Origin of the sequence: Candidatus Thiothrix putei (assembly GCA_029972225.1) — a bacterium.
Classification (GTDB): Bacteria; Pseudomonadota; Gammaproteobacteria; order Thiotrichales; family Thiotrichaceae; genus Thiothrix; species Thiothrix putei.
In genome coordinates this window covers 933,903-946,967 of record CP124756.1, presented here as the reverse complement: position 1 = coordinate 946,967, position 13,065 = coordinate 933,903, and the positions used below count along the sequence as shown (strand labels likewise).

Annotated in this window: 11 protein-coding genes; 8 read left to right on the top strand and 3 right to left on the bottom strand. The window is 50.2% G+C overall.

Annotation, left to right across the window (positions count from 1 at the left end; genetic code table 11):
* The 4 genes from QJT81_04895 (at window position 1) to QJT81_04880 (ending at window position 5,601) form a co-directional block, all read left to right on the top strand.
* The gene (locus QJT81_04895) at window positions 1-1,539 is read left to right on the top strand and encodes an ATP-binding protein (protein WGZ95326.1); all 1,539 of its coding nucleotides are present in this window, start codon (window positions 1-3) and stop codon (window positions 1,537-1,539) included.
* A 103-nt stretch (window positions 1,540-1,642) separates the two neighbouring features.
* On the top strand, window positions 1,643-3,364 hold the full coding sequence (pilB, locus tag QJT81_04890; protein WGZ95325.1) for a type IV-A pilus assembly ATPase PilB: 1,722 nt from the start codon (window positions 1,643-1,645) through the stop codon (window positions 3,362-3,364).
* Between the two features lie 96 nt (window positions 3,365-3,460).
* On the top strand, window positions 3,461-4,711 hold the full coding sequence (locus tag QJT81_04885; GenBank protein WGZ95324.1) for a type II secretion system F family protein: 1,251 nt from the start codon (window positions 3,461-3,463) through the stop codon (window positions 4,709-4,711).
* Window positions 4,712-4,725: 14 nt separating this feature from the next.
* Entirely contained in the window at window positions 4,726-5,601 is an 876-nt protein-coding gene (locus tag QJT81_04880; protein WGZ95323.1) for an A24 family peptidase, read from the top strand.
* 4 nt (window positions 5,602-5,605) lie between these two features.
* Here QJT81_04880 and QJT81_04875 read toward each other — a convergent pair whose 3' ends face one another.
* A complete protein-coding gene (locus tag QJT81_04875; GenBank protein ID WGZ95322.1) occupies window positions 5,606-6,019 on the bottom strand; it encodes a hypothetical protein in 414 nt (137 codons plus the stop codon).
* A gap of 74 nt (window positions 6,020-6,093) precedes the next feature.
* On the opposite strand from QJT81_04875, the gene ubiE reads away from it, so the two are divergent.
* Window positions 6,094-6,846 (top strand): bifunctional demethylmenaquinone methyltransferase/2-methoxy-6-polyprenyl-1,4-benzoquinol methylase UbiE, encoded by a 753-nt coding sequence (gene ubiE / locus QJT81_04870; protein WGZ95321.1) that lies wholly within the window; start codon window positions 6,094-6,096, stop codon window positions 6,844-6,846.
* Window positions 6,847-6,863: 17 nt separating this feature from the next.
* Here ubiE and opgC read toward each other — a convergent pair whose 3' ends face one another.
* Window positions 6,864-8,042, bottom strand: a complete 1,179-nt coding sequence (gene opgC, locus QJT81_04865; GenBank protein ID WGZ95320.1) for an OpgC domain-containing protein — start codon at window positions 8,040-8,042, stop codon at window positions 6,864-6,866.
* A 142-nt stretch (window positions 8,043-8,184) separates the two neighbouring features.
* Here opgC and QJT81_04860 point away from each other — a divergent pair, with 142 nt between their 5' ends.
* From QJT81_04860 to mdoH, 3 genes are all read left to right on the top strand, one after another.
* Window positions 8,185-9,768 (top strand): glucan biosynthesis protein, encoded by a 1,584-nt coding sequence (locus tag QJT81_04860; protein ID WGZ95319.1) that lies wholly within the window; start codon window positions 8,185-8,187, stop codon window positions 9,766-9,768.
* 68 nt (window positions 9,769-9,836) lie between these two features.
* Window positions 9,837-10,271 (top strand): hypothetical protein, encoded by a 435-nt coding sequence (locus QJT81_04855; protein ID WGZ95318.1) that lies wholly within the window; start codon window positions 9,837-9,839, stop codon window positions 10,269-10,271.
* Window positions 10,268-12,295 carry a glucans biosynthesis glucosyltransferase MdoH gene (gene mdoH / locus QJT81_04850; protein ID WGZ95317.1) on the top strand — a complete coding sequence of 676 codons (2,028 nt, stop codon included), beginning with the start codon at window positions 10,268-10,270 and terminating at the stop codon, window positions 12,293-12,295. The genes QJT81_04855 and mdoH overlap by 4 nt, the downstream gene beginning before the upstream one ends.
* Here mdoH and QJT81_04845 read toward each other — a convergent pair whose 3' ends face one another.
* Window positions 12,296-13,033 carry a hypothetical protein gene (locus QJT81_04845; protein ID WGZ95316.1) on the bottom strand — a complete coding sequence of 246 codons (738 nt, stop codon included), beginning with the start codon at window positions 13,031-13,033 and terminating at the stop codon, window positions 12,296-12,298.
* Between the last annotated feature and the right edge of the window lie 32 nt (window positions 13,034-13,065).

Sequence of the window (13,065 nt, the reverse complement as noted above, 5' to 3'; positions counted from 1 at the left end):
ATGTTGCAAAAACTCCCCGTCGGCATCCAAACCTTTGAAGAAATCATCGGCAAGGACTACTTGTACATCGACAAAACCGAAGCCATCCACCGCCTGATTGCCAGCGGCAAATACTACTTCCTCTCTCGCCCGCGCCGCTTCGGAAAATCACTGACACTTTCCACCCTCAATGCCATTTTCAGCGGAAAACGCGACCTGTTCAAAGGTTTGTGGATTGAAAACCAATGGGATTGGGGAAAAACACATCCAGTCATCCACTTGCAACTCAGTAAGCTAGACTATCAAGGGGTTGGATTAGAAGTGGCACTGCAACAAGGTCTACACGCTGTTGCCAATCACTACCAACTGACCCTGCACAACACCACTGCCAAAAGCCTGTTTGCTGAGCTGCTTGAAAGTATAGCGAAGCAATACGGTACAGCCGTATTATTGATCGACGAATACGATAAGCCCTTGATTGACTACCTCGATGACATTCCACAAGTCAAAGCTAACCAACAGGTGATGAAAAGCTTTTACTCGGTGATCAAAGACAGCGACCCCTATCTGGAATTCCTGCTGATCACGGGTGTTTCTAAATTCAACAAAGTGTCGATATTTTCCGACCTGAACAACCTCTACGACCTAACATTAGACCACAAAGCCGCCACCCTAGTCGGCTACACCCAAACCGAACTGGAACATTATTTCGCCCCCTATTTCCCCGCTGCCGAACAACGCCTAAAACTCAGCCGTGAAGAACTGCTGGCAACCTTACGCCGCTGGTACAACGGCTACTCATGGGATACCGAAAACTTCGTCTATAACCCCTACTCCATCCTCAGTTTTTTCAGCGCCAATGCGTTTCGCAACTTCTGGTTTGAATCCGGCACACCCACTTTCCTACCCAAACTGATGCGCCGCGACGGGGTATACCAAGTCAATGAAATGGAAGTCGATGAACTCGCACTCGGCAACTACGACATTGAACGCCTGCAACTCGCCCCCGTGCTGTTTCAGACCGGGTATCTGACCCTAAAAAGCCGCGACGAATACGGTCTCTACCACCTCGACTACCCCAATCGCGAAGTACAAGCTTCCATGTCCATGTACCTACTCGCAGAATGGGCGCACGAAGAACCCGCTAACACCACGCCGCTGGTAGTAAAACTGCACAAAAGCTTCCTGAACAATGACCTACCCACGGTCATTGACATCATTAAAAGCATCTTCAAAAAAATCCCCTCGCAAATTTTCATCAAAGAAGCCGAAGCCTATTACCACAGCCTGATTTATCTGGTGTTTTTCTACCTTGGGCAATACACCGAGGCCGAAGTCAACGACAACACCGGGCGCATTGATTGCGTGGTCAAAACTCCCACGCACATCTACATTATCGAATTCAAGCTCAATAAAAGCGCCAAAGCCGCACTCAAGCAGATCAAAGACAAGGACTATGCAGGCGCGTACCAGACAGACCCACGCCCCAAGGTGCTGTTAGGCATCAACTTCAGCAGTAAAATCAAAACCGTAGATGACTGGATCACTGAAACCGCTTAAATCCAGTTTAAAATAAATTCATTTTATAGACGCTTTCGACACGGTATCATGTCGAATACCGATTTGCTAACGACACAATAAATAACACAACAAAGCCACTTAAATGATACCGCTGACATCCTCCATCCCCTTACCGGGGCTAGCCAGACAATTAGTTGTGCAAAATTTGCTCGACAAGGAGTCAGCTACGCAAGCCGTGCAGAAAGCACGTGCCGAAAAGGTTTCACTGGTTGAGTGGCTAATCCGTTCGCGCATTGTATCGACCAAAGACGTGGCCTATGCCGCCAGCCTTGAATACGGGCTAAGCATGGTCGACATCGATCAAATCAACATTCCACCGCTGGTTGCTACCCTGCTCAATCAAGAGCAGATGCGTAAACTCAATCTGATCCCACTCTATCAGCGTGGCAAAAGTATCATGGTGGGTTTGGCTGACCCCACCTACCTGACCAATCTGGATGACGTCAAATTTGCGACCGGCCTCATCCCCGAACCGGTATTCGTCGAATTCGACAAGCTGCAACGCTACTTACAAGTAGATGATGGCATGATGGGGCGTGCCGCACCGACACACTCCGGCAAAGCAGCCCCCACTGCGGCGGCTCCCGCTGCGGCTAAAGAAATTTTACTGGATGTCCGCGATCTTAAAACCAAAGAAGACGAAGACCCGGCTGTCATTGAGTTCGTGGATAAGCTGCTGGCACACGGCATCAAATCCAAAGCATCGGATATTCACATCGAAACATTTGAAAAAACCATGCGTATCCGCTACCGAATCGACGGTATTTTGCAAGTGGTCGCCAACCCGCCGAACGATTCCGCCCAGCAACTGATTTCACGTATCAAAGTATTGGCACGCATGAATATCTCCGAACGCCGGGTTCCACAAGACGGGCGTATCCGCTTTACCGTCAGCGACCAGCAAAAAATTGACTTCCGGGTTAACACCCTTCCCACCTTGTTTGGTGAAAAGGTTGTTATGCGGATACTCGACTCATCCAACGCTACATTAGGGGTCGAAAAACTGGGTTTTGACCCCAAACAACAACGTGATTTCATGAAAGCGCTGGAAAAACCCGACGGCATGATTTTAGTAACCGGCCCAACGGGTAGCGGTAAAACCGTCACGCTCTACACCGGTTTAGGCATTCTGAATACCCCGGAAAAAAATATTTCAACGGCTGAAGACCCAGCCGAAATCAATATGCCCGGCGTAAACCAAGTCAACGTCAACGCCAAAGTGGGGCTAACCTTTGCCGAAGCTTTACGCTCGTTTCTACGCCAAGATCCAGACGTCATCATGGTTGGGGAAATTCGTGACCTAGAAACGGCTGAAATTGCCATAAAAGCTGCACAAACAGGCCACTTGGTGTTATCTACTCTACATACCAACAGCGCCCCGGAAACCCTAACCCGCCTAATGAATATGGGTGTACCACCGTTTAATATTGCCTCATCCATTCATCTGATTATCGCCCAACGTCTGGCACGACGCTTATGCGAGAAGTGCAAACAACCCTCGCATGTACCCAACGACATATTGCTGCAAATGGGTTTCCAACCTAAAGAATTAGCGTCACTCACGCTGTATGAACCTGTTGGCTGTTCAGAATGTTCACGCGGCTACAAAGGTCGGGTGGGGATTTATCAAGTCATGCCGATTTCCGCAGAAATGGGGCGCATGATCATGAACGGCAGCAACTCGCTAGAAATTGCCGCACAATCACTCAAAGAAGGCATAGCCGATTTACGACGTTCCGCCCTAGACAAAGTTCGCCAAGGGATCACTTCACTTGCCGAGCTGGAACGTGTTACCTCCGACTAAAACCAATAACCACCGATTATCCAACAAGCACACCGCCCAGCTACTCTCCGTGTTAGACTGGTAACTGATAATAAAAAATGACACAGAGCCACAGACATGCACAGTAAAACGTTAAATAAGCCGACTGTTGGCAAAAAACCCGCTGCCAGTGCGCCACAAGCCATTTACAAATGGGAAGGCATTAACCGTAACGGTGTAAAAATACGCGGCGAAACCCAGGCCGTTAACCCCAACTGGCTACGCGCTGAATTGCGCCGTAAAGGCATTAATCCGGGGCGTATTTACCGTAAGCCCAAACCACTGTTCAAACCCGCGATTAAACCCGGTGACATTGCCCAATTTGCCCGCCAATTAACCACCATGATGCGTTCCGGCGTACCAATGGTGCAATCGCTCGAACTGATGGCCTCTGGCGGTGACAATGCCTCGGTACGTGAACTCGTCCACAAATTAAGAGCCGATATTGAAGGTGGTGCAAGTCTAGGTACGGCCTTATCACGTCACCCCAAATATTTCGATAAATTATTCGTCAACTTAGTCAAGGCAGGCGAACAAGCCGGTACGCTGGAAACCATGCTGGAAAAAGTTGCCACGTACAAAGAAAAAAGCGAAGCACTCAAAGCAAAAGTCAAAAGTGCCATGATGTACCCCATCATTGTCGTGGTTGCCGCTGTAGTGGTATCGGCGATTTTGCTGATCTGGGTTATCCCGCAATTTAAAGAAGTATTCAGTAGCTTTGGCGCTGATTTACCAGCCTTTACCTTATTAGTTATCTCTTTTTCAGACTGGTTAGTCGCTAACTGGTGGATGCCGATCCTGATTTTTATTGCCGTCGGTTTTAGCTATACGCAAGCAAGGCAGCGCTCCAAAGCCTTCGACCGTTTTATGGATAAAGTCTCGTTAAAAATACCAATCATGGGTAATATTCTGAATTTGTCGGCGGTAGCTCGCTTTGCCCGCACCCTTGCCACCATGTTCGCAGCAGGCGTACCGTTAGTGGAAGCAATGGACTCTGTATCGGGTGCAACCGGTAATGCGCTTTACGAAGAAGCTTCCCGCCGGATTCAAGATGATACTGCCCGTGGCGTGCAACTGAATACCGCGATGCAAACCACCCAATTATTTCCTAACATGATGGTACAAATGACCCGTATCGGCGAAGAATCTGGGCGTTTAGAAGAAATGTTGGCGAAAGTCGCCGATTATTACGAGGCGCAGGTAGATGCCTTGGTTGATACCCTTGCCAAACAAATTGAGCCATTAATCATGGCAGTGTTAGGGGGAATTGTAGGCAGTCTGGTCATTGCCATGTATCTCCCTATCTTTAAACTTGGGGCTGTTGTTTAGGAACACACAACATCATGGAACTAATTTTTTTATTAAGCACTAGCCAAATTTGGTTAATCAGTGTCGTTGGCCTGTTTTCACTGCTGGTGGGCAGCTTTTTGAATGTGGTCATTTATCGCCTGCCCATCATGTTGGAACGTGAATGGAAACGCGACTGCAACGAATGGCTGGATAAACCCTATGACAAGTTGGATACCGGCGACTTCAATCTGGTCGTACCACGCTCACAATGCCCCACCTGTGGGCATAAAATTACTGCGATAGAGAACATTCCAATCCTGAGTTACCTGTTCCTCAAAGGCAAGTGTGCGGGCTGCAAAACACCTATCTCCATGCAATACCCCTTAGTCGAACTGGCAACTGCGGTATTCTCGATGCTAGTGGCATGGCGGGTCGGTTACGGGATGGAATTAATGGCGCTGCTGGGCTTTACCTGGGTGTTAGTCACGCTTTTCATGATTGATGCGAAAACCATGCTATTACCCGACATTCTGACTTACCCGCTACTGTGGGCAGGCTTATTGCTCAATATTAACGGAACCTTTGTTAGCTTGCCGGATGCAGTACTGGGCGCAGCGTTTGGCTATTTGGCACTGTGGTCGGTTTTCCACTTATTCCGCTTGCTGACCGGCAAAGAAGGCATGGGGCATGGTGATTTTAAATTGTTAGCCGCCCTGGGTGCTTGGGGCGGGTGGCAAATCTTGCCGTTCGTCATTTTTGCCTCGTCGGCATTTGGTGCGCTCTTCGGTGTTTTGTGGATGATTGCCAAACGCAACCGCGAAAGCCTGCCCATGCCATTTGGGCCCTGGCTGGCAATGGCAGGCTTTGTTGCGGTAGTGTGGCGAGCAGAAATTCTCGACGGGATGAGCAAGATCTTCATGCCCCTTTAAACCATCAGCGGATATAACGGCACATCGGCGGTGCTTGCCCCACAATACGATGAATGCGCGGGGGATGTTTGGCAGCCTGATGACGTTGTGGCACGTAATAGGCATACATTTGCACGGGGCGCACAGGTACTCTTGCCGCTGTGGCAGGGTGCTGGCGTTGCGGATGCCGCCGCATATGGGGCATTACTTTCGCAGAACGCTGCCACCCGGTTGCCTGGGGTGTACGCTGTACATGCCCCGACCTAATACGGCATTGCTCGCAAGACAACGTTGCTTCTTGATAATACTTGACCACCCGCACCACCGGCTCACTTTTATTCGCACGTGCAGTACGCATATCGTCAATACCACCTGACCACGCTTGCGCCGAGGGAACCGCTAAGACGGTTAGCCCTAAACCAGCAATCAACTTTTTCATACTAAGACTCCATGTAGAAATAGTGTTTGCCTGTTACAATGCATGGAAACTTGAATCACACGGAAGCATGTCGCATGGCAGAACAGGAACAAACCACCCATTTCGGTTTTCAACAAGTACCCGTTACCGAGAAAGCTAATCGGGTTGCTGGCGTATTTCATTCAGTAGCCGACAAATACGATGTAATGAACGACGTAATGTCATTTGGCGTGCATCGCTTGTGGAAACGCCTCACCATTGATGCTGCCGGGGCAAAACGCGGCAATCGCGTGCTGGATTTGGCAGGCGGTACCGGTGACTTGGCTTCTAAGTTTGCGCGGATTGTGGGGGAAGATGGCGAAGTAATTCTTTCCGACATCAATGCCTCAATGTTGGAAAATGGGCGTGAACGCCTGACAGACATGGGAATCGGCGGCAATGTACGCTACGTGCAAGCGAATGCCGAATGCTTACCGTTTGCCGACAACCATTTCGACATTATCACCATGGCATTTGGGTTGCGTAATGTCACGGATAAGGATAAAGCGCTGCGCTCCATGTACCGTGTGTTGAAACCGGGTGGGCGCTTATTGGTATTGGAATTTTCCAAGCCGGTCGTACCCGGCTTATCACCGATCTACGACCACTATTCGTTTAAATTTTTACCGATGATGGGAAAGCTGATTGCCAATGATGCTGAAAGCTACCGCTACTTAGCAGAATCTATCCGTATGCATCCCGATCAGGCGACTCTCAAAGCCATGATGGAGGCCGCTGGGTTTGAGCGCGTTACTTACACCAACATGACCGGTGGCATCGTAGCGTTGCACAAAGGCTTCAAGTTCTAATCTCTGTAGGTCGGGCTTCAGCCCGACATGGGTGTCAAAACAATGGATGTTGTCGGACTAAAGTCCGACCTACTGTTTTTCTGTTGTTTCTTACGCTGTAAATAGGCTTTGTGCCACAAGGCAGGCAGGCTCAAACTGGCAAGAAAGGCTGCCAATACAAACCACTTTTGGTTATCGGTCAACGCCCAATCGCCCCAACGGAAGGGAATGTAGCAATACAACACCACCAAATGGTAAGCAAACACTTGTAGGGAATGCTGCCCCAAAAACGCCAACCAGCGCCCTGGCAAGGCCAGTAACGCGAACACATTGTAGCGTCGGTGCAGCGCAATCATACCCGCAATCACATAGACGAAAGCTAAGAAATTTAACAAGCGCAGCCACGCTAGATTATCACGGGCAATATGGCGGTATTCTTGTAACCAAACAGTGACAGACGACCATTCGCGCTGCACATACCCATGGCGTTGCAAGTACAAAAACACAATGATGGCAAAGCTTGCCGACCACAACCAACCATTCAAACCTGGTAATTTCCCCTTGCTACTGAAACGCAGAAAACCCAGCACCATGCCCAATACAAACACCAACTGCCAGGCCATAAAGTCGAATGCTCCACCCCGCAGCATCAGCCCTTGCGGCAACAGTGCCAAAACATCACGCCCCCAACCGTATTGCGCCGCCAACCAAAAACCACTGCTGCCTAATAACACCATTGCCACACCAATTGTTTGGTATTGCAACATCAGGCGTAACGCAAAAGGCGCTGCCAACATCAACACTACGTATAATGGCAATACATCCAACATTGGTGGCTGATACACCAACAACATACCTGACAACAAACCACGAGCGGGTTCAACCTGCATTTCATTGGCAAAACTCGTCCAATAAGCGCCCGACCACTGTGTCGCAACCGAAAAAACAAAGACTGACAACAGCACCACTAAATGGTAGAGATAAATGACTCCAGCACGATGCCAAACCCGCTGTTCTAATACTTGCCCACCAGCGCTGTGATAACGGCTATACACCAATGCCACCAGCATCCCGGAAAGGAATACAAACCCCTCTGCTGCACTCACATAACCTGCAAACTCATAAAGGTGCTGAAAAATAGGCTCGCCAAAATGGTCGGCTGCCATGATGATTAGCATCAACCCTCTGAGTATATCCAGCGAAATGTCACGGTTCATCGACTACGATTTCCTTGCCCTGCGGCTTAACGATTATTGCGGTGCGAACTATACGACCAAGTGCCCGTCATGCCAACCATATACCGCTAGACGTCACTTCAATTCTGCTCTAGAATTTCTCACTCAAGTCCCATGGTCAATCTTGGCAGTTTCACTCAGTAGAATGTTCTTCGGTATCCCCACCATCATGAAATCCAACCTGCCTCACTGGCTCTTATCGCTCACCCTGCTCATGCTACCTGTTTTGTCTGCACAGGCTGACACTGGCTGTTTCAATCACGTTAAGCAAGTTGCTGAACAACTGTCGACTCAACCCTTCACCAAAACACCCATGATGAAGGTCGATACCGGGCGAATTACCTACGACCATTACCAGCACATCAAGTTCCGGCGGGATGAAACCTTCTGGCGAGCCGAAGCGTTACCCTTTCAGTTAGAATTTATGCACCCCGGAATGCACTTCATTCACCCCATTCAATTATTCACGTGGGAAAATGGCAAAGCGCAACCGCTTAACTTTTCGAGCCGTTACTTCGACTACTCAGAGGTCGATTTCCTCAACCTCGAGCAAGACGAACCCAATATGGGGTTTACGGGCTTCCGCATCTTATCAAAGCTGGGCAAAACCAATGAAGGCGATATGCACAGCGAAACGCTGGTTTTCCAAGGGGCAAGCTATTTTCGTGCCTTAGGGCAAGAGCAAAAATACGGCCTTTCCGCACGCGGGCTGGCAATCAATACCTCGCTGGAAGGGCAGGAGGAATTCCCCGATTACACCCAGTTCTGGCTGGAAAAGCCTGCTAAAGATGCCAAATCCATGGTGTTCTGTGCCTTGCTGGACTCAGCCTCTACCACAGGTGCAACCCGCTTCGTGCTCACCCCCGGCAAAAACACCGAAATGGAAGTCGAAACCCAACTGTATCCGCGCAAGGACATGGCTGAAATTGGCATTGCCCCACTCACCAGCATGTTCTTCCACGGGGAAAACTCCCAGCAACACTATGGTGACTACCGCCCAGAAGTGCACGATTCTGATGGCCTCTTGGTACAACAAGACAATAGCTGGCTCTGGCAACCTTTGGTTGAAGTCCCCTATTTCAACCTGCAATCCCTGCCTTTTACCCATGTATCGGGTTTTGGTTTAATGCAGCGTGATCGTGACTTCGACCATTACCAAGATTTAGAAGCGTGGTATCATCAACGCCCAAGTGTTTGGGTAGAACCCCTCGAAGACTGGGGCAAAGGCAGCGTTAAACTGTTGCGTTTGCATACACAATCCGACATTGTGGATAATATTGTGGCCTATTGGAAAAGTGATGCGGGCAATGCCTTCCGCCATTTACATTACCGACTATCATGGCGCTCGGATGAACCCGCCGCGCACACCTTGGGCAAAGTCGTTGCCACCCGTGCCACCAACAAAGCGGTCGATGGATTACCGGGGCATAAAGGCCGAATTCGCTTCATCGTTGACTTTACTGATGTACCCAAGCAGCCTGCCAATGCGTGGCCACAGGCAGAAGTTACCCTAAACGGCGTAGGACAAACCCAAACCCCAGCGGTTCAAGAAAACCCCTACGTTAGCGGCTGGCGTGTAATTGCCGCCGTATTCCCCGAAACTTGTGACAAACCCATGACCGCCACCATCCGTCTGACAAACGGTGTAAACCCTTTGAGCGAAACGTGGTCTTATCCTATTCCTGAGTCGCTATGCAATGCACAGTGAACAGGACAGTCCCATAATAACAACATTAAACGTATTAACCTTAACAACCCTAGCATGGATTGATACAGATGACTGAACAGTTAACACAAACCTCATCCAGCATGTCAGCACTGGACACCACCACCTCAGCAAATGCATGGGGATTAGCAAAAAAACGCGCCAATGATTACCTGAAACTGCATAGCCTCCCCGAAGCAGACCGTGAACAATTACTCGCACGCATCACCGACAAACTTGCCCGTGCAGGCTTATTCACGGAACAAGAACTCATCCAACTGTTTATCAGCACTGCACAAGAAGAATTGGCGCTAATGCAAGCAACTAACGCAGATGGCTCATGCTGTCAATGCAAGAAACCCACAGCGGACGTGAGTAGCAGTGTGGAGGAAACCGAGAACAAAACGGATAATCGTACCAATAAAACTGGCCCACGCTTTGAGCGCAGCAGCATTCGGGTTGCGCCCTTACAAGCTATTACCTTGTTGCCATCAACACGCAAATGAGCGAAAACAGCGGGCAAATACCCTGGCAGGTGACGGCTTTTCAACGGCGCGTGGTATTTTTCTCAGCCATTGCCTTATTAACCGGGTTAGCGACCTTTTGGCTAGGTGCTAACCTGCCTGGCGAACTGGGTTTTCTCTGGAAAATCTTGGTGGTTATCCCTTTTGCTGTGCTGTTTTTGTGGCTGGCACTGGGATTTATGACCGCGTTGGCAGGCGTATGGGTACTGAATTTCGGGGGGCAAAACCGGATTGCCAGCGCCCCCAATACCCCCTTACCGCAACTGCAAACCCGCGAAACTACGGCAATCTTGCTACCCATCTATAACGAAGACATAGCCTACGTGTACGCCGGGCTGCAAAGCATTTACCAATCTCTGGAAAAAACCGGACAGTTGCACCACTTCGAGTTTTATATCCTCTCGGATTCGGACAATGCCAGCAATTGGTTGCGTGAAGAAGCCGCTTGGTCAGCACTGTGCCGCACCGTTGGCTCGGCTGATCGCATCCATTACCGTCGCCGCAAACACCGCACCAAAAAGAAAAGCGGCAACGTCATGGATTTTTGTCGCCGTTGGGGCAAACGCCACCCCTACATGGTGGTGCTGGATGCGGATAGCCTCATGACGGGCGACGCACTGGTGCGTTTGGTGGATGCGATGGATCGCAACGAGCGCGTTGGCTTAATCCAAACCCCGCTGTACACCATCGGCTTGGATACGCTGTACGCCCGTGGACAGCAATTCGTGAACCGCATCTACGGCCCGATTTTCTTTGCGGGCTTGCATTGGTGGTGGTTGGGCGAAAGCCAATACTGGGGGCATAACGTCATTATTCGCACCCAAGCGTTCATGGGGCATTGCCACTTACCCAAACTGCCTGAAGGCGGTGCATTAGGTGGGGAAATCCTCAGCCATGATTTTGTCGAGGCGGCGTTATTAAGTCGGGCAGGCTGGGAAACCTGGCTGGCCTATGACATGGAAGGCAGTTTCGAGCGCCCGCCGCCAACACTGATGGATTCCCTCAAACGGGATCGCCGCTGGTGTCAGGGCAACTTGCAACACTGGCTGATCATTTGGGCACATGGCATCCCGCACTTGCACCGCTTCCTGCTGCTGGGTGGGATTATGTCTTACGTCAGCTCGTTAATTTGGCTGGGCTGGCTGGTGGTTCTCAGTGCCATTGCCGTATTTTACCCGCATTTGACCCTGATTCCGCTCACGCCGGGAAATACAGCACTGTTTGTCATGACCCTGTTTTTGCTGTTTTTCTACAAAACATTTGGGGTGACGCAAGCGATTCAGCGCAAAACGGTGCAACACTTCGGTGGCGTCTTGGGCTTAACCGGCAGCATTCTCATGGAAACCATCCTCTCCATGTTAACTGCACCCGTGCGGATGATGTTTTACAGCAAATTCGTGGTGGAAATCCTGCGGGGCAAACGTGCCGTATGGGGTACGCAGCAACGCACCGGCGGCGGTTTGGCGTGGGAAGATGCACTGCGTGAATACGGCTGGATTAGCGGGACAGGGTTAGCGTGGGGCGCATTATTGTGGCTCGTCAACCCGATGGCATTCTGGTGGATGTCGCCCGTGATCGCAGGCTTGGTATTTTCCGTGCCGCTAGGGATGCTGACCAGTGTGCAAACCGATGTCAAGACCAACCTGTTCCGTACCCCGGATGAAGTTGCCCCCGATTACATCCTCCAAGCATTTGAGAAAAATTACGCAGAAATGCTGGCGAACCCGTGCATGTCCACCCGTGACCTGTTCATCCGTGTCTTGGTTGACCCGCTGGCGTTCAAGCAACACATGACCTATATCCCGCAACGCTCCAACGTACCCGAGGGAACACGCCAACAACGTGAGGAATTGGTCAAGCGTCTATTGAAACAAGGCCCCGGCTCGATTTCCAATAGCGAACGGCTGGTGATTTTGGAAGATGCTGACATGCTGTGCCAATTACACACACAGGTCTGGCAATTACCGGAAACACAGTTCCACGAGCATTGGATGTCGAAGTTGTAATTACATCCAGCTACCGTTTTCAAACGCCCGGAACTGCTTTTCCAGCGTCCATTCAACTTTAGCCTTGTCATTCGCATTCAGGAACTGCTGACAGGATGCGCTGAGTTCAGCCACATCAACTTTATTACAAGCAGGCTGCATCTGACGATAAGTGGGATTCGCCCACAGGCTTTCACCCTTGAGGAAGGCATAATGGATACTGTTGCGTGCCAGCGTTTTTAAGTCAGGGTAGCTCAAACCATAATCCAACGCGGCACGTTGGTATTCGTGAGTCAGGTCTATCCGGGATATGCCCTCATCATCGGATGCAAGTGTCGCAGGCACACCAGCCTTGAGGTATTCCGGGAAAGGATGCTGCTTGCCCGCCACGCCCAGAATCGCATCATTGCTGGTCAGGCAAACTTCAACCAGCACATTGTTGTCTTTCATGGTTTTTAGTAACTGGAAAGGATTGTCCTCATGCATGACATCCACGCCATGCCCAATCCGCTTGGCTCCGGCAATGTCAACCGCTTTGCGGATATGGTCATGCAAGTGATCGGGTGGAACCAATCCCAGCGCCAATTCACCCGCGTGTAAAGAAATCGACACACCAAGATAACGAGCCGACAAGTAACCCATCATGCGCATGTGCAAATCATAATCGCGCAGTGCCACTACATTGTCTTCCGGGGCAACCATATTCACACCCGCAGCCAACGGTTCTGCCTGAGCTGTTTCAGGTGAAATTTTTAACAAGATGAAAACAGTGAAATCCTTTACACCAGAAA

Bases quoted from the DNA above. Each gene is read 5' to 3' on its own strand.
- QJT81_04895 (WGZ95326.1), top strand. From the start codon at position 1: ATGTTGCAAAAACTCCCCGTCGGCATCCAAACCTTTGAAGAAATCATC.
- pilB (WGZ95325.1), top strand. From the start codon at position 1,643: ATGATACCGCTGACATCCTCCATCCCCTTACCGGGGCTAGCCAGACAA.
- QJT81_04885 (WGZ95324.1), top strand. From the start codon at position 3,461: ATGCACAGTAAAACGTTAAATAAGCCGACTGTTGGCAAAAAACCCGCT.
- QJT81_04880 (WGZ95323.1), top strand. From the start codon at position 4,726: ATGGAACTAATTTTTTTATTAAGCACTAGCCAAATTTGGTTAATCAGT.
- QJT81_04875 (WGZ95322.1), bottom strand. From the start codon at position 6,019: ATGAAAAAGTTGATTGCTGGTTTAGGGCTAACCGTCTTAGCGGTTCCC.
- ubiE (WGZ95321.1), top strand. From the start codon at position 6,094: ATGGCAGAACAGGAACAAACCACCCATTTCGGTTTTCAACAAGTACCC.
- opgC (WGZ95320.1), bottom strand. From the start codon at position 8,042: ATGAACCGTGACATTTCGCTGGATATACTCAGAGGGTTGATGCTAATC.
- QJT81_04855 (WGZ95318.1), top strand. From the start codon at position 9,837: ATGACTGAACAGTTAACACAAACCTCATCCAGCATGTCAGCACTGGAC.
- mdoH (WGZ95317.1), top strand. From the start codon at position 10,268: ATGAGCGAAAACAGCGGGCAAATACCCTGGCAGGTGACGGCTTTTCAA.